Origin of the sequence: Arcobacter venerupis (genome assembly GCF_013201665.1) — a bacterium.
GTDB classification, from domain to species: Bacteria; Campylobacterota; Campylobacteria; order Campylobacterales; family Arcobacteraceae; genus Aliarcobacter; species Aliarcobacter venerupis.
In genome coordinates this window covers 1,187,073-1,207,939 of sequence record NZ_CP053840.1, presented here as the reverse complement: position 1 = coordinate 1,207,939, position 20,867 = coordinate 1,187,073, and the positions used below count along the sequence as shown (strand labels likewise).

At 26.0% G+C, this 20,867-nt stretch carries 19 protein-coding genes; 8 read left to right on the top strand and 11 right to left on the bottom strand.

Annotated elements, in window-relative coordinates:
• Positions 1-16: 16 nt before the first annotated feature.
• A complete protein-coding gene (gene betT / locus AVENP_RS05985; protein ID WP_128358657.1) occupies positions 17-2,014 on the bottom strand; it encodes a choline BCCT transporter BetT in 1,998 nt (665 codons plus the stop codon).
• The gene (locus AVENP_RS05980) at positions 2,004-3,281 is read right to left on the bottom strand and encodes an MFS transporter (RefSeq protein WP_128358656.1); all 1,278 of its coding nucleotides are present in this window, start codon (positions 3,279-3,281) and stop codon (positions 2,004-2,006) included. Before AVENP_RS05980 ends, betT begins: the two co-directional genes overlap by 11 nt.
• 112 nt (positions 3,282-3,393) lie before the next feature.
• Here AVENP_RS05980 and AVENP_RS05975 point away from each other — a divergent pair, with 112 nt between their 5' ends.
• Positions 3,394-4,170, top strand: a complete 777-nt coding sequence (locus AVENP_RS05975; protein ID WP_128358655.1) for an RMD1 family protein — start codon at positions 3,394-3,396, stop codon at positions 4,168-4,170.
• On the opposite strand, the gene AVENP_RS05970 is transcribed toward AVENP_RS05975, so the two are convergent.
• Entirely contained in the window at positions 4,154-4,801 is a 648-nt protein-coding gene (locus AVENP_RS05970; RefSeq protein ID WP_128358654.1) for a peptidoglycan recognition protein family protein, read from the bottom strand. The two genes, AVENP_RS05975 and AVENP_RS05970, sit on opposite strands and share 17 nt — an antisense overlap.
• A 90-nt stretch (positions 4,802-4,891) precedes the next feature.
• Here AVENP_RS05970 and AVENP_RS05965 point away from each other — a divergent pair, with 90 nt between their 5' ends.
• Positions 4,892-5,182 (top strand): hypothetical protein, encoded by a 291-nt coding sequence (locus tag AVENP_RS05965; protein WP_128358653.1) that lies wholly within the window; start codon positions 4,892-4,894, stop codon positions 5,180-5,182.
• Positions 5,183-5,186: 4 nt separating this feature from the next.
• Here the strand turns inward: AVENP_RS05965 and AVENP_RS05960 are convergent, their stop codons facing one another.
• Entirely contained in the window at positions 5,187-6,797 is a 1,611-nt protein-coding gene (locus AVENP_RS05960) for a cation:proton antiporter domain-containing protein (protein WP_128358652.1), read from the bottom strand.
• 128 nt (positions 6,798-6,925) lie between these two features.
• On the opposite strand from AVENP_RS05960, the gene AVENP_RS05955 reads away from it, so the two are divergent.
• From AVENP_RS05955 to AVENP_RS05940, 4 genes are all read left to right on the top strand, one after another.
• The gene (locus AVENP_RS05955) at positions 6,926-7,255 is read left to right on the top strand and encodes a DUF6172 family protein (protein ID WP_128358651.1); all 330 of its coding nucleotides are present in this window, start codon (positions 6,926-6,928) and stop codon (positions 7,253-7,255) included.
• A gap of 147 nt (positions 7,256-7,402) precedes the next feature.
• Entirely contained in the window at positions 7,403-8,665 is a 1,263-nt protein-coding gene (locus AVENP_RS05950; protein WP_172664350.1) for a serine hydroxymethyltransferase, read from the top strand.
• Positions 8,666-8,690: 25 nt separating this feature from the next.
• Positions 8,691-9,521: a bifunctional helix-turn-helix domain-containing protein/methylated-DNA--[protein]-cysteine S-methyltransferase gene (locus AVENP_RS05945; protein ID WP_128360368.1), complete on the top strand. Its 831-nt coding sequence runs from the start codon at positions 8,691-8,693 to the stop codon at positions 9,519-9,521.
• Positions 9,522-9,618: 97 nt separating this feature from the next.
• Positions 9,619-10,326 carry a glutamine amidotransferase gene (locus tag AVENP_RS05940; RefSeq protein ID WP_128360367.1) on the top strand — a complete coding sequence of 236 codons (708 nt, stop codon included), beginning with the start codon at positions 9,619-9,621 and terminating at the stop codon, positions 10,324-10,326.
• A 9-nt stretch (positions 10,327-10,335) separates the two neighbouring features.
• On the opposite strand, the gene AVENP_RS05935 is transcribed toward AVENP_RS05940, so the two are convergent.
• The 7 genes from AVENP_RS05935 to AVENP_RS05905 all read right to left on the bottom strand — a co-directional run bounded on the left by AVENP_RS05935 (position 10,336) and on the right by AVENP_RS05905 (position 17,962).
• Positions 10,336-11,505: an aspartate aminotransferase family protein gene (locus AVENP_RS05935; RefSeq protein WP_128360366.1), complete on the bottom strand. Its 1,170-nt coding sequence runs from the start codon at positions 11,503-11,505 to the stop codon at positions 10,336-10,338.
• Between the two features lie 9 nt (positions 11,506-11,514).
• Positions 11,515-12,210 (bottom strand): MOSC domain-containing protein, encoded by a 696-nt coding sequence (locus tag AVENP_RS05930; RefSeq protein WP_172664230.1) that lies wholly within the window; start codon positions 12,208-12,210, stop codon positions 11,515-11,517.
• Between the two features lie 74 nt (positions 12,211-12,284).
• Positions 12,285-13,154 (bottom strand): aldose 1-epimerase family protein, encoded by an 870-nt coding sequence (locus AVENP_RS05925; RefSeq protein ID WP_128360365.1) that lies wholly within the window; start codon positions 13,152-13,154, stop codon positions 12,285-12,287.
• The gene (locus AVENP_RS05920) at positions 13,151-14,377 is read right to left on the bottom strand and encodes a PAS domain-containing protein (RefSeq protein WP_128360364.1); all 1,227 of its coding nucleotides are present in this window, start codon (positions 14,375-14,377) and stop codon (positions 13,151-13,153) included. Before AVENP_RS05920 ends, AVENP_RS05925 begins: the two co-directional genes overlap by 4 nt.
• Before the next feature lie 15 nt (positions 14,378-14,392).
• The gene (locus tag AVENP_RS05915) at positions 14,393-15,628 is read right to left on the bottom strand and encodes a response regulator (RefSeq protein WP_128360363.1); all 1,236 of its coding nucleotides are present in this window, start codon (positions 15,626-15,628) and stop codon (positions 14,393-14,395) included.
• Positions 15,629-15,735: 107 nt separating this feature from the next.
• A complete protein-coding gene (blaOXA, locus tag AVENP_RS05910) occupies positions 15,736-16,506 on the bottom strand; it encodes a class D beta-lactamase (RefSeq protein ID WP_128360362.1) in 771 nt (256 codons plus the stop codon).
• A 70-nt stretch (positions 16,507-16,576) separates the two neighbouring features.
• On the bottom strand, positions 16,577-17,962 hold the full coding sequence (locus tag AVENP_RS05905) for a DEAD/DEAH box helicase (RefSeq protein ID WP_128360361.1): 1,386 nt from the start codon (positions 17,960-17,962) through the stop codon (positions 16,577-16,579).
• A 265-nt stretch (positions 17,963-18,227) separates the two neighbouring features.
• Here AVENP_RS05905 and AVENP_RS05900 point away from each other — a divergent pair, with 265 nt between their 5' ends.
• Positions 18,228-19,859 (top strand): AAA family ATPase, encoded by a 1,632-nt coding sequence (locus AVENP_RS05900; RefSeq protein WP_128360360.1) that lies wholly within the window; start codon positions 18,228-18,230, stop codon positions 19,857-19,859.
• Positions 19,846-20,862: a hypothetical protein gene (locus AVENP_RS05895; RefSeq protein WP_128360359.1), complete on the top strand. Its 1,017-nt coding sequence runs from the start codon at positions 19,846-19,848 to the stop codon at positions 20,860-20,862. The genes AVENP_RS05900 and AVENP_RS05895 overlap by 14 nt, the downstream gene beginning before the upstream one ends.
• The last annotated feature ends 5 nt before the right edge of the window (positions 20,863-20,867 follow it).

Genomic DNA, 20,867 nt, shown 5'->3' with positions numbered 1-20,867 from the left:
GACTTCTGATTCACTCTTAATCAATAGGCACTACTGGATTTAAAGTAGATGTATTATGTAAAAAATGTCTATGTTTTTCAAACTGATCAATTATATCTGTAGCAATCACGTCTTCATCATATCCATAAATATCATAAGCTTTATTACCATCTTGTAAATAAACTTCTGCTCGAGCATATTTTTTCTGCTGTTTTGTTGGATTTACAGATTCAGGATAAGCATAACTTGGAGTATCATAACTTCTAGAACGAACTTCATAAATAAAATCAAAATCATCTGAGTGTTCAACTCTAATAGCTGATATTCCACTAACTTTATCATTAGAAACATCAACATTCCATGAATAACTATTAAGTTCTTTTTTTACTATATTCATAGCATTAAAAACATTTTCATTAATAAATCTTTTTGTTTCATCAACTTTTGGAAATTCAATAATTCTACTCAGTCTTGATTGCCAAGTTCCACTTATTTTTCCATGTCGTCCTGCATTCATATGATGTTGTAAACTCTCATATCTAATTGACTCTAATTTAAGAGCTTTATAGAGTCCCCAACAAGCGATTAACATTATAATTGCAAATGGTAAAGCTATTATTATTGAAGCTGACTGTAAAGCTCCTAAGCCACCTGCAAGTAATAAAGCAATTGCTACAACACCTTCTGTTATTGACCAAAATATTCTTTGCCAAACGGGATTATTGTCTTTTCCACCAGAAGCAATTGTATCAACAACTAAAGAACCAGAATCTGATGATGTAACAAAAAATGTTACAACTAAAAGAATAGCTATTACAGATATAAAACTAGAAAAAGGAAAATGCTCTAAAAATTTAAAAAGTGCAGTTGAAACATCAGCTGACACAGCTGTTGATAAGCCAGAAAATCCTTCATGCATAATTGCATTTAAAGCACTATTTCCAAAAACAGTCATCCACATAAATGTGAATCCAACTGGCACAAATAAAACACCAATTACAAACTCTCTAATTGTTCTTCCCCTTGATACTCTTGCTATAAACATTCCTACAAATGGAGCCCAAGCAATCCACCAAGCCCAATAAAATAGTGTCCAAGAATTAATCCAAGAAGTTTTATCATAAGCATATTGATTAAAAGTCATAAATACAATATTAGATAAATATGAACCAATATTTTGGATATATGCATTTAATAGAAAAAATGTAGGTCCTGCTAAAAAGATAAATAAAACTAAGAAACAAGCTAAATAAAGATTGAGTTCTGATAATCTTTTTATTCCTGTATCAAGTCCTAAAACGACCGAAATTGTGGCAAAAGTTGTTATGATTGCAATTAATACAATTTGAGTTGATATTCCAACTGGAATATCAAATAAATAGTTTAGACCTGAGTTTATTTGTAAAACTCCAAATCCTAATGATGTTGCCACCCCAAAAATAGTACCAAGTACAGCAATTGTATCAACACTATGTCCAATCCCACCATAAATTTTATCTCCAACTAAAGGATATAAAGCTGACCTAATTGACAAAGGTAAACCATGTCTAAAAGAGAAATATGCCAATACTAAACCTACAACTGCATAAATTCCCCAAGCATGCAAACCCCAGTGAAAAAATACAATATTCATTGCAAGTTTTGCAGATTCAATACTCTCAGGTGTTCCAACAGGTGGAGAGACATAATGCATTACAGGTTCAGCAACACCCCAAAACATTAGCCCTATTCCCATTCCAGCTGAAAAAAGCATTGCAAACCAAGATAAATTACTATAAGCAGGTTTTGATTGATCTGGACCTAACTTAAATTTACCAAAGGGTGAAATTGCTAGATATAGCACAAAAATGGTAAAAATACCTACACTTGACATATAAAGCCAACCAAATTTTTCTGCAACAAAATTTTTAATACTACTAAAAACCTCATTTGCAATTTGGGGCATTATCATTGTAAATGCCACCAATAATACTATAAACAATACTGATGGAATAAATACAGGTTTTAATATTGTTGTTTTAAAATTATTCTTCATTTTCATTTTCCTTTTTATATTCTAAATCTTGTCTTGGGTCTAATTCTACTACAGTTCCTCCTGAAGCTACTGGGATATTTACAAATACACTCATATCATCATCTGCAATTCGTTTTTTAGATAAAGAATAAAATCCAATAAAAATACCTAAAATCGAAAAAACAATGAAAATAAATTCTGGATAATAATAAAGTCCAAATCCTAAAAATATTGGAGAAATAAAAGAACCTAATCCATAAGTAAATAATAAAGATCTACTAATTTCAACAATATCTTTGTTTTCATCCACAACATCATTTGCTCTTGATAAAGATAAAGGATAAATAGAGAAAATACTAAAACCCAATAAAATACCTAATATACAAATCATAATTACAGAAGATATGGAAAATAAAAATAGTAAACAAATAAAACAGATATAAAAACCATTAAAAGCTATGAGTTTTCTTCTTCCATATTTATCAGACAATAGACCAATTGGCCATTGAGAAATTAATCCTCCAAGAATAGAACAAGCCATAAATATTGAAACAATTTCTATTGAAGAGTATTTTTGCATAAGATAAATTGGTATCATTGTAAAAAATCCACCAACAAAAAATCCACCGATGAAACTACCTGTTAAAGCAAGTGGAACTACACTATAGAGTTTTGGAAAACTATATTTTTCAAAAGGTTTTAAAATTGGCTCTTTTATTTTTGTCATAGAGATAAAAAGAACAGAAAAAAGTATTAATACAGAACCTAAAATAAAAATTATATAAGTCGTATCACCTTTAATATTTAAAAAAAGTTGTCCAAGAGCAGTTGCTAAATAAAAAATAATTGTGTAAATAGCAAGTATTTTTCCTCTATGAGTTTGACTACTTTTTTCATTTAGCCAACTTTCAATAATAATTAACAAAGCATAAAAAGCAAAACCAGAGATAAAACGCAAAAGTGCCCATAAATATTCGTTAAAAAATAGAGCTTGAATTAAAAAAGAGATTACCATCAAAGAAGCAAAGGTAGCGAAACTTCGGATATGTCCGACGGAGGATATAATTTTCTGACTAAATATAGAGGAGCCAATGGCGCCTAGAAAAAATGAGGCATTAATCAAACCAATTACTGCATCATTTAAACCTAAATCTTTTAGATAAACTCCCACATAAGTCAAAATCATTCCATATCCAATGGCTAAAAAAGCAATGGCAAAAAATAGTGATGAAACAGGACTTAATGAGAATTTTTCTATATACGAGTGTGTGTTTATATGTTCATTCATCCTTTCAAACTAACATATCTCTTCTTAATTCTCTCTTTTGTATTTTTATTTGTTTCTAAAAAGTAACATTATTGTTATATAATAATCCTAAATACTTAGCTATGGAAAAATCATGGAAATAAAAAAATTAATATCTTATTTAACTTGTGAAAAATTTGAAAAAGAGATATTTACAAGCATTGAAGAACGATATAAGTGCACTATTATAAAAGATGCAATTATTATTAACTTAGAAGAAAATGAACAAATTATTCTATTTAAATATGGTGTTTTCATTTGTTGGAACGTAAAATTTGAAAATATCAAATTTTTTATGGATTTCATAAAAAATTATGAAATAAATAGTTTTGAAATTCCTTTTGTTGAAGAGTTAAATTATATTTTAGAAAGTGAATTTAAAATAAATTTCGACACAATTTATCTAGATGATTTATCTTCAACTTCAAAAATTGCTATCTCTCAAGCATTAGCACAAAATGTAAAACTTGACCAATTTGAAAAAGAAGTACAATCAAGTATTGATGATAATTCAAATATTCCTTTACAATTAGCCCAAACTGGAAAAATCAAACTTACAAAAAAAGAGATTTCAAAAAAAATCGGAGAACTGTTTTTAGTAAAAAGTAAGATAAATCTACACTATGATTTACTTGATACTCCTGAATTCTTTTGGGAATATCCACAATATGAAAATCAATATGAAAAAATGATTAAATATTTAGATATAAAATCAAGGGTTGAAGTTCTAAACAAAAAAGTGGAAATTATTCAAGAACTTCTGCATGTTTTAGGAGATGAACAAAAACATAGATATTCATCATTTTTAGAGTGGATAATTATTATTTTAATTGCATTTGAAATAGTAATTAGTCTTAAAGAGTATCTTTAACAGATTTTAAATCTGGAAAATTTACTCTTAAATTCTCCATAAAAATGCTATCTGGATCATGTTTTATTGTTCTATATTTTGCATCTTTTTCTAAAAATAAAGGGTGTTTTTCAAAACGCATATATTCATAATGTCCAATTAAATATTGGATTGTTTTATATTTATCTTTTAAATATTTAACTAATTCAATATTTGCTTTTAATTGTTCATTTGTTAATGCTTTTTTATTTCCACCAACATTCTCAATTCCAATACTTGAAAGATTCAAGCCAATTATATGTCTTGCCATATACGTTTCAGGCATCAAAGAATAAATTGTTCCATCAAAATCTACTAAAAATTGTGCTGATACATTTAAATCACCAGCTTTTTTTATATATTTTCTATCTGATAATAAAATTTCAGGATAAAATCTATCAAAAGACTCTTTTAAATCATCACTTGCAGTATGATGAATAACTATTATTTGAGGAACAATATTTATATCTTTAACATCTAAACCATATGAATTTTTTATATATTCTTTAGTTAAATCAATACGATTTTGTGTAAACTTTATTGGCATCTGCTTTATTTCAAGAGCATAAGAATTAAGAAGTAAAAGTAAAATTGTAATAAATATTTTTTTCATGGCAGCATTGTAACAAATTAACTTTAGATTTTCATTTGTAATTTAAATGAAGATAATAATATAATCTACTTATCAATAAAAAGGAAACTTATGACAGATGTAAAAGAAAAACTAAAAGACTTAGTTGAAACAGTAATGATTCCAGAAGTTGAAAATTATTTAGAAGATTTATCTAAACTTTTAGAAACAAATTCTCAAACAGAAGATGATATGTTAGCTATTGAAGAGATGGAGTCATTTTTAGTTGAACTTCAAAATATTTTAGCTGTTATTGAAGAGAATAAAACTGAAGATTCTGAATATCAAAGAATTTATGATTATATTATGAAAAATTTAGATGAACATGAACATGGACATAATATTGAAGAACAAGAAGATTAAAAATCTACTTGTTTTCTAAATTTACTAAAGCCTCTTGAACCAATAATCGCCCTACTTCAAAATGAGCATGTACAAATTTTTTAATATTTAAATCTTTTAATTGTGATTTTTCGTCTAAAGATTCAATTTTTAACAATATATTTGCATTTGCATGAAACTTTAAAATTGCTTCACAAATCAATCTTTTTCTATGAGTATCACTAACAGTAATAATCACACTTGAAGCCTCATCAACCTTTAATGACTCTAAAACGGGTAATTTATCTAAGTGACCAAAATATGCCATATAACCTAATTTTCTTCCTAAAAGTACGTGTCTTAAATCATCCGAAATTATTACAAAAGGAATTTTTCTCTCTTTTAAATCATTTGCAATTACTCTTCCTAAAATTGAAAATCCACAAATAACAACATGGTTTTTTGCTTCAATTGGAGTAATTTTATCAGATTCATAAAATTCAACAACAAAATAAGAAGCTAATTTATAAATATTATTTACAATAAATGGCGTTAAAATCATTGATAATACTGAAACCAAAATCAAGAAACTTGCCATTTCATGTGATAATAAATTATTACTTGCAGCTAATGCAAAAATAGCAAATGAAAATTCTCCAACTTGACAAAGGGCAAGTGCTGATTTAATAGCGGTACTTTTATCTGACTTTCTTCTAATAATTACATAAATAACTAAAGCTTTAATAAGCATGATTAGAATAAATATTGCCAATATAATATGCACATTTTCTAAAAAGTATAAAGCATCAATTTTTGTTCCAACAGAAAAGAAAAATGCTCCTAAAAGTAAATCTTTATAACTTGCAATATCAGATTCAACCTTTACACTAAAGTTAGTATCAGAAATAATCATACCAGCAATAAATGCTCCCAAAGAGTAAGTAAATCCCATTTGATTTGCTAAAAGTGAAGTTCCTATTACTATTGAAAGAACTGAACCTAAAAATAACTCTTCGATTCTTGTATTTGAAGCAAATTTCAAAAGCCACGAGATAAGTTTTTTACCAATTGTAAACATAAAAAGTACAATAATTATTGCTGAAATAAAAGTTTTTCCTAAAACTTCACTGATTGATAAAGTATCATTTGTTAAAAATGTAATAAGTAATAAAATAGGAATTACTGCTAAATCTTGAAAAATCAAAATTGCAGTTGATTTTTCTCCATAAGGAGTGTGAATATCTTTTGAATGTTTTAAATATGTTAAAACAATTGCTGTTGAAGATAAAGAAAAAGCCAATGAAACAATAAGTGAAACTTCAACACTCAAACCAAAAACAAAAAATGCAGCTAAATAAATAAGCCCTGCACTAACACTTACTTGTAAAAACCCATTTAATAAAAGGATTTCTTTCATTTTTTTGATTTTATCAAAACTCATTTCAAGGCCAATTGTAAACATTAAAAATACAATTCCAAACTCTGCAATAAGTTCTAATGAACCAATATCTAAGCCATTAAAATTAAAAATATAACTAATTAATGTTCCTGTTATTATGTATCCAATAATATGTGAAACTCCAAATCTTTTTAAAATTATATTTAAAATAGTTGCTATTGAAATGCTCAAAAATAGCGTAAATAAGATATTTTCCATTATTCTCTTTCTTTTTATATGTATAAAAATTATATCAAAATTTGCTTGTTTATTTTATGATTAATTGTATATATTTTATTCATTAAATAAATTAAGTTTTTTTGCTATAATTTCACCAAAGGATTTATATGAAAAAAACATTCCAACTAATAGTTGCAAATAAAAATAAAGATAGACAAGTTGAATCTATCAAAAATGATGTAAGAAAATATATCAAAAGAGAAAGAACAAAAAGATTACCAGAAAATTGTAATTACTGGAATTTTGATTGTAAATTTGGCAAAACACAAGAAGAGGCTACAGAAATTAGATTTGTAGATATTACAAAATCAATAGATATTGCTGCAAGTGAAAATCTTGATAGTTTTTATTTAGAACTTGTGGCTCGTGCAGAATTTAGAAAACCAAAAGAAAAAACTCAAACGAATAATGAAGAAGACGAAGAATTAGAAGATTAATTCTCTCTTCATCATTAAAAAACTCACTTAATCTACTTATAAATTGAAATCTAAAAAATCAAATTTCCTCTAAAATAGCAATTTTTGGATTGTTTAATATTTGTAATTAAGTTATTGTTTTAAAAATAAAAAAACGGAGGCTTTATGATGAATTACATAACAAACGCAACGCTAGAACAAGCAGATAAAGAAGTATTTGACATAATCGAGAATGAATTAAAAAGACAAACAAATCACTTAGAGATGATTGCAAGTGAAAACTTTACAAGTCCAGCTGTTATGCAAGCTATGGGTTCTGTTTTTACTAACAAATATGCGGAAGGTTATCCTTACAAAAGATATTATGGTGGTTGTGAGTTTGCTGATGCTGTTGAGCAATTAGCAATTGACAGAGCTTGTGAAATCTTTGGTTGTTCGTATGCTAATGTTCAACCTCATTCGGGTTCTCAAGCTAATGGTGCTGTTTATGCTGCATTAATAAATGCTGGTGATAGAATCCTTGGTATGGATTTATCTCATGGTGGACATTTAACTCATGGATCAAAACCAAGTTTTTCTGGTAAAAACTATTCTGCATTTTATTATGGTGTTGAACTTGATGGTAGAATCAATTATGATAAAGTTATGGAAATTGCTAAAATTGCTCAACCAAAAATTATTGTTTGTGGTGCAAGTGCATATGCAAGAGAAATTGATTTTGCTAAATTTAGAGAAATAGCTGATGCTGTAGGAGCAATTTTATTTGCTGATATTGCTCATATTGCTGGTCTTGTTGCTGCTGGTGAACATATGAGTCCATTCCCTTATGCTCATGTTGTAACAACTACAACTCATAAGACTTTAAGAGGTCCAAGAGGTGGGATGATTTTAACAAATGATGAAGAGATTGCTAAAAAAATAAATTCAGCTATTTTCCCAGGAATTCAAGGTGGACCACTTGTTCATGTAATTGCTGCAAAAGCAGTAGCATTTAAAGAGATTTTAAATCCAAAATGGAAAGATTACGCAAAACAAGTAAAAGCAAATATAAAAGTATTAGCTGATGTATTAATAAAAAGAGGATATGATTTAGTTTCAGGTGGAACAGATAATCACTTAGTATTAGTAAGTTTTTTAAATAAACCGTTCAGTGGTAAAGATGCAGATGCAGCGTTAGGGAATGCAGGAATTACAGTAAATAAAAATACAGTTCCAGGTGAGACAAGAAGTCCATTTGTAACAAGTGGTATAAGAATTGGAAGCCCAGCATTAACAGCACGAGGGATGAAAGAGAAAGAGTTTGAAATCATTGCAAATAAAATTTGTGATGTATTAGATAATATTGAAGATACAGCTCTTCATGCAAAAATAAATAAAGAATTAGAAGAATTAGCTGGGAATTTTGTGATTTACAATAAATCGACTTTCTAGTCTCTTTTTTATATAAGGATAAAAAATGAAAGATATTGTTGCCTTACATGATAACTATATACAAATAGAAAAAGCAATTAAATATATTGATGAGAATTTTAAAGAACATCCATCAATTGATGAAATTGCAAAAAATGTAGGTATGAGTAAATTTCATTTTATCCGAGTATTTAAAGAGTATGTGGGAGTTACTCCTAAACAATTTTTGCATTGTGTAACGTTAAATTATGCAAAAGAACATATAAAAGAGTCCAAATCCATCTTAGATAGCAGTTTGGATATTGGACTTTCCAGTACAAGTAGACTTCATGAACTTTTTGTAAATCTAATTGGAGTTACTCCCAAAGAGTGGAAAGAAAAAGGGAAAGATGTTCAAATCACTTATGGATTTGGTGAAACTCCTTTTGGTGAAGCTTTAATTGGATTTACTGACAAAGGAATCTGCTATTTAGGTTTTATTGATGATAATAAAATAGAGATTTTTAATCGATTTAATGAACTTTGGGAAAATGCAAATCTGGTTCATAATGAAATTGCTGCAAATGAATATTTAGAAAATATCTTCGTAAAAAATAAAAAATATAATCTTTTTGTAAAAGGAACTAATCTTCAAGTAAATGTTTGGAAAGCTCTTTTAAATCTTCCAAATGGAGTAGTTGCAACCTACCAAGATATAGCAAACTATTTAGATAAACCAAAAGCTGTTCGAGCCATTGCTAGTGCCATTGGAAGAAATCATGTTGGCTATTTAATTCCTTGCCACAGAGTCATCGCAAAAAGTGGAGCTATGAGTGGTTATAGATGGGGAATTGAGAGAAAAAAAATACTTATTGCTTATGAATCTATCAATAAATAACTAAATTTCTGTACATATTATCAACATTTTAAATCAAAAAGTAATTCCTATAAAAGATATAATTTAAGTATTATTATTAAAATTATCAAGGTAAAAAATGAAAAAGATTTATATCATAAAAGCTGGAACAACATTTGACAATATTGTTGAAAAATATGGAGATTTTGAGCATTGGATTTTAAAATATATAGATGATTTTTCAACTCAAATTATTGATATTCAACAAAATGAACAATTACCAAAATTTGAAAACTGCGCTGGTGTAATAATCACAGGTTCACACGCAATGGTGACACAAGAACTTCCATGGAGTTTAAAAATAGAAGCTTTCATAAAAGAACTTTTAAAACATAAAATACCACTTTTAGGTATTTGTTATGGTCATCAATTAATTGCAAAAAGTTTAGGTGCAGAAGTAAACTATCATCCAAAAGGTATGGAGTTAGGAACTGTAAATATTTCTCTTAGTCAAGAGGCACAAAATGATGAGATTTTCAAACATCTTCCACAAACATTTGATGTTCATGTTGTTCATTCTCAAAGTGCGTTAACTTTGCCTTTAAATGCCATTGTTTTGGCTTCAAATGAGTTTGAAAAAAATCATGCTTTTAAAATTGAGCCAAATATTTGGGCTGTTCAATTTCATCCAGAATATGATGAAAATATTATGAAAGCCTATATTAGTGAAGTTGCAAAAAGTAAAAATATAAATGAAGATGAAATATTAGCAAAAGTCAAAGATACAAATTATTCAAATAAAATCATAAAACTATTTGCAGATTTTGTAAAAAATAAACAGAGTTAATAAAATTTATTAACTCTGTTGAATTGTTTTTTCAAATCTATTAAACCCTTCTTTTATCTCTTTTTTTGAAATAGTCAAAGGTGGTAAAAATCTAATTATATTTTTTCCTGATTTCAAAACTAAAACACCATTTTCTAAGGCATTATTTATAATTTCAGAAAGTTTATTTTCATCTTTTAATACAAGCCCTTTCATAAATCCCCAACCATTTCTTTGTAAAAATATTTTAGGATAGCTATCAACTAAATGGTCTAAATATTTGTTAAAATAATTAATATTTGATTCAAGTTTTCCACTATTTAAATATTCTTCTAAAATATCAAGAACTTTGTTACAAACTGTAGTTGAAAAATGATTTCCTCCAAATGTCGAACCATGATCACCAGCTGTTAAAACATCTTTTAAACTTGTCATCATTACACCAATTGGAATTCCACTTGCTAAACCTTTTGCAAGAGTTATAATATCTGGCTTAATTGCAAAATATTGAGACATTAAAAAATTCCCACTTCTATAAACTCCTGTTTGAACTTCGTCAACTATTAAAAGAAGTTTTTTATTTTTTAAAGTTCTCTCTAACTCTTTTACTTTATTTACATCTTGCATATAAATACCACCCTCACCTTGAATCAATTCAAGCATAACAGCAACCGTAGAATCATCAATCAAATTTATAGCTTCAGTTATATCTTTTGCGTAAATAAATCCATCTGGATAAGGCCCAAAATATTTATGTTTATCTTCTTGAGCTGTTGCTTTTAAAGTAGCTATTGTTCTTCCATGAAAAGAGTTTTGAATAGTGATAATTTTATATTTTGGCGTTGAAAATGCAGTATTCCCATATTTTCTTGCAAGTTTTATTGCACTTTCATTTGCTTCTGCTCCACTATTACAAAAAAAACATTTCATATCATAAGTACTTAATTCCACTATTTTTTTTGCACATTTTTCTTGAGATTCTATATGATAAACATTTGAAGTATGTAAAATTTTATTTGCTTGTTTTTCCATAGTTTTAACAAGTTCTTTATTACAATATCCCAAACTATTTACTCCAATTCCTGAAGTAAAATCTATATAATCTTTGCCTTTTTCATCGTATAAAACTGATTTTTTACCTTTTACAAATGATACATTTAATCTATTGTATAAAGGTAATAAATAACTATCTTCATTCATTTTTATTCCTTATGTATGATAATATGAAAATTGATTATCTTTATCTTTTAATTTAAATCTTTTAGATAATGACTCAAAAAATTGTTTTCCTAAATCTTCACAATTTAAAGCTTCAAGGCTAATAGTTTCATCACTCATGGGATTTACTATTAATTTATTTAATTTTTCAATTGTTAAATTAGGATGTTTCCGCTCTTGTAAAATAACTTCATCATTTTGACAAATAATTCCCTCTTCTAAGACTTTTGCATACCAACCTGTAAGCCCATTGTCAAAAATAAATTTTGTCATATTTTTTTGATTTGTATTTGCACTTAATTTCCAACAAGGTTGCCTTGGTTGTGTTATTTGAACTTTTGTTTGCCCTATTTTTAAAATATCACCAACACAAATATCTTTTTCACAAATATCAGATAAAATTAGATTTTCTCCAAAATATGCCATATTTGTCATCTCAAAACTGTTGTTAAAAAAAGAGTTTATTTTTTCATAAGTCAAAGCAGAAAAAAGAAATAAAGTTTTATTAACGCCACCATGATGTTCTAAATCAGCTTGAAAATCTTCTTTAAAACCTGTTTTTGTTAGATTTGCTTTGGAAACTGGATATTTTTTAATTCCTGAAGTCAATTCACTTCTTTTAGAATTTTCAAGTTTAGTACTAGTTACAATTCCCACTTTTATATATAAAACATTTGATATTTTCATTTAAATACTCCAATATTTTTAAAACATAGAAGTATAAGTAAATTATAATTATATAACAATCCAATTATTGCTATTTATATTTCAATACTATAAAAACAAGAAAAAATTTCATCTTTTTGTAAAGTAATCATTGCATTTTTATCTTTTAGATTTTGAGTAGAATTTTCAACATCTGCAACTCCAAACCAAGGTTCAATACACAAAAATGGTGCAGCACTAGGTTTTGACCAGATACCTAAATATGGGAATTTTACAAAATTTAGTTTTACAAAATTTTGATTATTTGAATTTTTTAAAGTGAGTTTTTTTATATTTAAATCATTAAAAACTAAAGCATCATTTTTGAATAATTCTTCATTTAAAGGCATTTTATTTTCAATTATTTTTAAATCTTCACTTTTATATACTAAACCTTTATCATTTAAAAAATATCTTTTACACTCATTTATATTTTCAAACTCCAAAAAGTAGTCCTCTTTTTTTTCATCTTCTTCTAAAGGCCAGTTAAAAGCAGGATGAGCACCTATTGAAAAAAGCATTTTATCTAGGGATTTGTTTATTACTTTATAGGCAATAACTAAACTGTTTTTTTCAAGTTTATATGAGATAAAAAGTTCAAAGCAAAAGGGATAAATTTCTAAAGTTTTTTCATCACTACAAAGCCTAAACTCTATAAAATCAACTTCATTTTTTACAACTTCAAACTCTTTATCTCTGGCAAATCCATGTTGAGTCATATTGTATTTTTGATTTTGATAAATATAACTATCATCTTTTAATCTTCCAACAATTGGAAAAAGAATAGGAGAATGACGATTCCAATATTTAGGATTTCCTTGCCAGATATATTCTAAGTTTTCATCTACTTTTTGTAAACTATTTAATTCTGCTCCAAAAGATTTAATTTTTGCTTTTATAAAACTATTTTTTATCTCATAATTCATTTTAAACCTAATTTAATTTCCTTTATATCAATCCTAGATAAAAGAGTATCTATTTTATTTTTTTGTTCACTTAAGACGCTTACTAAATCTTTTACAATAGAAGTTTTTTCAAAAAATTCTCTTGATACTTTTTTATAAGAAGTTCGAATAAGATCATTTCTTTCTTTTGCTTCTTGTTGCAAGGAAACAACTTCTTTTATTTTCTCTTTTGCTCTTGTGCTTACTTCTTTTAGTTTTTCTTCACTTTCATTACTTAACTTTTCAAAATATTTATATTGACTACTAAACTTACTTTTTCTTTTTTCTTCTTCTTCTATTATATAATCAATACTATTATAAAATTCCAGTTGATTTTGCAATTCATCAATTTTTTCTCTAGCTTGAGTATTAATTCTTCTACTAACATTTATATTTTGAGCAACTTTTCTTTTAAAATTTTTTTGTTCTTGTTCATATTCTGTTGCTAAAAATTGTATCCAAATGAACTCTTTTATATTATTTCTGAAATCAAGAAGAGGAATTACTGTTAAATATGTAAAAAATTCTTCAGAATCTTTTGATAAATACTTCATTTTCCCCTCCCAAAGAACTCCTTTATGAATTATTTCTTCTAATTCATCAAAAACTACTCTATTTATATCACTAAGAAAATTGTGTTTTTTTCCTATTAGTTCTTCTTGCGTAAAATTAGAAATTTCACAAAATGATTTATTTACAAATATAATTTCATTATGCAAGTTTGTTTTTGAAACAATGGAAACTTCATCTACAAGATCAATAATATTTTCTAAATCTTTTTGTATTTTTTCTTTAAATAATTGATTATATTTTATGTCGCAAATTTTTTCAATGGCAAGCATAATTTCATCAAAAGTAAACGGCTCAAATAGAAAATCGCTTATTTCTAATTTTATCAAAGTTAATAAATCGCTATTCTCTATATCTTTTGTAAATATAATAAATGATATATTTTCATCAATCTTTTTTATATTTTCTAAAATATTTGTTGCTTTTTTATCAGAAAAATACATTTGACTTAAAATAATATCTATTTTTTTTTCTGTGTTTAAATTATTTTTATAATAATCAATAGCGTCATTTTCATTATCTTTGAAAATTACACTATTAAATTTGTTAATAAAATCTTCACCAAAACAACTGTCATCTGCACTTTCAACAATCATAATATTTAGTTTACTAAACAAATTATCTTTTTTTAACACAATAAATACCTTTTTTTATTTCAATTCTAATATTTGACTATCCCTATGTAAAAGAACATCTTCTAAATTAACAATTTTTTGAGTTCGTTCTTCAACTTCTAGATTCAATCTCTTAATATATTTATCTCTTAATTTTATTTCATGGGACATTTTATTCATTTTTTTTTGTAATTTTTCACTATTATCTAATAAATCAGCAGCAGATTGAGAAATTTGTTTTATTTTTATATTAATTTCAAAAGTAAACATATCTTGGCGAGCTTTTATTCTTTTGATTTTTTCTTCAACTGAATAAACTTTTTCTAAATAAATGCTATTTTCAACTTGAAGATTTTTTAAGATAATCTCTTTTTTATGATAATTTGCATATTTTGATAATTCAAAAGTCAATTTGTCTATTCGTTCTTGTGCTTTTGAAAATATCTTTTTTGTCTCTTGAAAATTATATAGAACTTTCTTTTTAAATTCTCTTCTTTCATTTTCTTCTTTAGTTGTTAAAAAATTTATACTTGTGAAATTTTTAATTTTACCATTCTCTTTAGAAGGAAGAACTGTACAATTTACATAAAAAACTGCATTATCTTTAGTGGAACATTTTAAATTTCCTGTGAATTTTTCTGAATCTTTTAAACTCTCTTCTTGTTTATTTATAAGCTCTTTAGAAATATCCAAATGATATATTTTTGTATAATGTTCACCTATTAAATCATTATCTTCATATTTAGACAACTCTTTAAAAAAATCATTTATATATAAGATTTTACCTTCTAAATCATATATATAAACAATAGCAACTTTATTTATTGTATTGAAGTACTCTTTAATCATCTCTTGATGATTTATTATTTCTATTTCACTTTTATTTTTTTTACATACTGATTCAATTTTATCTATTAATAAGCCAATGTCTAATGGTTTAACAATAAAATCATTAACTCCATATTTTATACTACTAATTAAATAATCTTTTTGAGTATAAGCAGTTGTAAATATAAAAGGGATATATTTATCAATTTCTCTTATATTTTCTAAAAGTTCAATTCCATTTACCAAAGGCATTGAAATATCACTTATTACAATATCTATTTTTGTTTTTAATTCCAAAAATTTGTCAAAAGCTTCTTTACCATTTTTTGTTATTATAACTTCTTTAAAAAAATCTTTCATACTGGAAAATAGCTGTTCACAAATTATTTCATCATCTTCAACTAACATAATAGTAAGTTCTTTTAAAAAATTTTTATTATGCATAAATATTTATTATTTCCTTTTTATTTTGCCGTTATAATACTATATTTTAGTTATTTTAACTATTAAAAACAGTCAATATTTAGACTAAGTATAAAAGATTTTTTTTATTATTTATTAATTATTTTTTTTATTTCTAAAGCTTTTAATGTAATTTCTTTTCTTTTTGCTAAATCATCTTTTGTTTTTGTATCTATGTTTAAAGCAAAAAACCAAACATCATTTTTTGTTTCTACATAACCAATATACCAGCCATATTTCCCTTCCCAACCAGTTTTTGCTCTGATTATATAATCTTCATTTTTTTCATCAATCATAATCTCTTTTAAAGTGTTCATATCTTCAAGTTTAAAAGGTAAATCATTTTTATATAGTCGTTTTAGAAATTTGATTTGCTCAAAAGCTGTAATTTTTAAACTTTCATCTAACCAAAATCTAGTTATTTCATCACCTATATTTTTATTACCATAATCAAGTTCTTCTAAATATTTTTTATATTTTTCAATCCCAATTTTTGAAGCAAACTCTTGATAACACCAAACACAAGAGCTTTTAAAAGCAGTCAATAAAGTTTGGTCTTTATTCCAAGATTCATATTCTCTGATTTTTTTATCCCAAACAATCACAGAATCTTTTGTTACAACACCTTCATTTAAGGCAATCAAGGTATTTGGAATTTTAAAAGTTGAGGCAGGACTAAAAAGCATTTCAGCTCTTTTGTCATTATAAATATAGATTTTTTTTGTATTTAAAGATTCAATAACAATAGTTCCATCAACTTGTTTGTTTTTGAAGATATTTTCAAGTTCCAAATCCTGAGCAAACAAAAAAGAGTTTGTTAGAAAAAGTATTGTAATAAGTAGTTTGATTTTTTTGTTCATTTTGTAGTTCCTAAATTTAAAGTAAGGTATTTTATAAAACAATACCTTACTTAAATATTTTTTGAACTAATTAGTTGTTTTTAAAACCTGAGTTTGTTCTTCTGTTTTTTGAAGTTGCTGATGTTTCACTTTTTTTAGAAGCAAATCTATTATTGTTATTGCTTTTTGGTTTTGCACTTGAAGATGTGTTCTCTTCAACTCTTTTTTTACCAAAAAGTTTTTTAGAACTAGAGTTTGCATCTTTTGGTTTTGCAGTTCTATTTTGGTTTGAACTATTACCTCTGTTTCCTCTATTTCCAATTGGCTCAGCTTTTATATTTGGGTCAACTTTAAATCCGATTGTTTCAATTTTTCTGATTTTTTGTTTGATTAATTTTTCAATTCCAAATAAATAATCATGTTCATCTACACAAACTAAAGATATAGCTTCACCCTCGTTTCCAGCTCTTCCAGTTCTTCCTATTCTATGTACATAATCTTCTGCAATATTTGGTAATTCAAAGTTTATTACATGTGGAAGATTATCAATATCTATTCCCCTTGCAGCTATATCAGTAGCCACAAGAACTCTTACATTTCCAGCTTTGAAATCATCTAAGGCTTTTGTTCTTGCTCCTTGTGATTTATTTCCATGAATTGCAGATGAAGAAATACCATCTTTTACAAGTGCTTCACTTAATTTGTTTGCACCATGTTTTGTTCTTGTGAAAACTAGAACTTGTTTCCAGTTGTTTTTATTTACTAAATGTAATAAAAGCTCTTTTTTTCTCTCTCTATCAACTAAATGAACACTTTGTTCAACTTTGTGAGAAGTGCTATTTGCAGTTGCAGCTTCTATTAAAACAGGAGAATTCAATAAACTATCTGCTAGTTTTTTAATATCATCTGAGAAAGTAGCTGAGAAAAGAAGATTTTGTCTTTGTTTTGGAATAATTGCTAGAACTTTTTTAATATCGTTTATAAATCCCATATCAAGCATTCTGTCTGCTTCATCTAGAACAAAAAATTCGATTTTTGATAAATCTAAACAATCTTGAGAAATTAAATCAAGTAATCTTCCAGGAGTTGCAATCACAATATCTACGCCTTTTCTTAAAAGTGCTTTTTGTGGGTTGATTCCAACTCCACCAAAAACAACAGCTGATTTAAAAGGAAGATATTTCCCATAAGTTTCAACACTTTGTGCAACTTGAGCTGCTAGTTCTCTTGTTGGAGTTAAAATCAAAGCTCTTACATGAGATTTTTTATCTTTATTGTAAGCAGTTTTTAATCTTTGTAACAGTGGAAGTGTAAATCCAGCCGTTTTTCCAGTACCCGTTTGAGCAGCTGCTAGAACATCTTTATTTGATAAAATCACTGGAATTGATTTTGATTGAATTGGCGTTGGCGTTGTATAACCCTCTTCTTTAATTGCACGAAGAAGTTCTGCGCATAAACCTAAGTTTGAAAATGACATAAGTACCTTGTTTTGTTATGAACCTATCAAAAGTTGTAAACTTGAGTTACGATCTAGGTTATATAATTTGAGTTTAGTTGAGTTGTAAATTGACTACAAAAACGAAGTCAGGCATAGACCGATGTATGCTGAAATTGCGACATTATATCATAAATAATCCAATTAAAAGTGTTAAGAGAATTTAAAAGAAAAGTTTGAACTAAAGAATAATTATTTTCTTATCTTTTATTGATATAATTTAGTCAAATAATAATCAAGGTTTTTTATGGAATTAGTTTATTTATGGGTTGAAGAGTATAAAAATATTAAGAATCAGGGGTTTAATTTTTCGACTAGGTTTGAGTGTGAGTTTGATGGAAAGACTTTAACTATAAATGAAAATGAAGATTATGTGAGTATTTTTCCTGATAATATAAATGTTACTGCTATTGTTGGTGAGAATGGGAGTGGAAAAAGTAATTTATTGGAATTGATTAGTGATATTGGATATTATGAAGATCCGTATAGGAAAAAAGATTATCCCGTTATATTTTCAGAATTAGTTCAAATAATTGTTTACTATAATAGATTAATAAATAAACTTTACATATACAAAAGAAATCTTATAGCAACCGTAAATAATAAGTCTTCAGTCACTGAAAAAGAAATACCTAGTGAATTTATTCAAAAAATATTTATAAAACCAACTCCTTCTCATAATCAGCAAGAATATTTACTATTATTAGATTTTTTAAAAAATAATAATATGGATTTTCCTTTTGATACACCAGAAATTATAAGTTTTGGCATACATGATGATTTTTATGATTTATTAAATCTTATAGAAAATAAAGAATTTGATTTTTGGCCATGTTATGATGTTTATGAAGAAAATAAGCCTAAAAAATTCAAAATATATCGTATCCTTTTATTACTTGCATATTTGAAAAATTATGAAATAGATTTTGTTCTACAAGCATCAGAAAATCTTGATATTACGATTTCAGAGTTAGAAAATAAAATAAATATTGATATTAAGGAAAAAATTAGAAGTTTTATTCAAACTCCTCAAGAAGATTTTTCTGTTATCTCAAGTAATTATGTAAATATTAAAAAAATTCCAAGTGATTTTTTCAAAATATATATTGAAATTATTAAAAGAAAAAATGGTAATGAATTTCTTGACTTCATAGGAAAAAATGTATTTAACTTTGATTTTTATCCTAAAATAAGTGATGGTCAATATCAATTAACATACATATTTAATAGTATATATTCACAAATAAATCAAGAAACTATATTTCTTTGTATAGATGAGGGTGAAAATTACTTACATCCAAACTGGCAAAAAAAATATATAAATTATTTATATCAATTTTTGAAAGAGAATTTTTCTAGTAAGCAAATTCATCTTATTATTAGCTCACATTCTCCATTTTTACTTTCTGATTTACCAAAAGAAAACATTGTATTTCTTATAAAAGATGATGATGGGAATTGCAAAAATATAAGTAAAGATATAAAACTCAAAACCTTTGGAGCAAATATTCACACATTACTTTCTAATGGATTTTTTATGAGTGATGGGCTTATGGGTGAGTTTGCGAAAAATAAAATAAATGAGATTAAAAAGTTTTATGATTTTATTCAAAAATTTAAATCTAGAATTAATTCAAAAGAGAAAACTATTGAACGTGTTGCAAATTATTATTTAAAAAGAAGAAATAAATTTGAACACATTCAATCAATAATAGGTGAACCGTTTTTACAAACAATTATCAAAAATTATTTGGATGAATTAAAAGAAATATTTGATAAAGAAAGTTATAAAAGCAATAAAAAACAAGAGCTTTTAAAACAATTCTCAGAAAAAGAATTAGAAGAATATTTAGAGAGTTTGAAAAATGATAAAGCTTAATTACTCAAATTATTTAAAAAATAAAAATTTTAATATTGAAGAAGAATATAAAAAAATATTTACTAATTCATTTCAAATAACATTTACTACTAAACAAAAAGGGAAATCTAAAAAAGTTTTGCTAAAAAAAGTAAGAGAAGAGTTTAAAGATAATAAAAAAGACATTTTTAGTGACAAAAAAAATAAATCGTTACAAGAAATTTTCGATAAATTTAAAGAAAAAAAGATAGATGAATTTGATGTAATTTTTCAAAACAAAGATTTACAATATATTTTAACTTTAAGTCAAAATGAAATTATAAAAATACTTGAAAAGAATAAAAATAAGTCATCTTTGTCAAAATTAAAATATGTATTTAATTACGATAAATTCCAAAGTGAAATAACCAAATTTTTTACTGATAATTTTGATTTTAGAACTTGTTTTTATTGCAATAAAGATTTCATTACAAATTTTGAAGCAGAAAAAAAAGTCTCAACTTTTCAACTTGACCATTTTTTTGATAAAGCTACTTATCCATATTTAGCACTTAGTTTTTATAACCTTATTCCATCTTGTTATGTTTGTAACGCAAAAGTAAAATTAAGTGCAAATACTTTTGAAAATAATTGTATTGCTCCAAACTCGGAAAAATTTGACTTCCATCAAAAAGTAAAATTCAAACTACTTTTAGACTCAGATTGCAAAAACTTACATATAAAATCAAAAGATGATATTGATATAACTTTAAAAGAACAGTTTACTGATATGTATGACAAATATATCGAGATTTTCAAGCTAAATGAACGATACAAAGCCCACAAAGATATAGTTTTTGACATGATTCAAAAAGCAGAACTTTACCCAGAAAGTAGGCTCAAAGAGTTGCAAGATTTAACAGGTATTCCATTTCAAGAAATCAAAAAAGATATTTTCAATCTTATAGATGAAAATGAAGATTTATCAAAACAGCCATTTTCCAAACTTATAGTTGATATGAGTAAAGAGTTAGGGATTTTGTAGAAAAT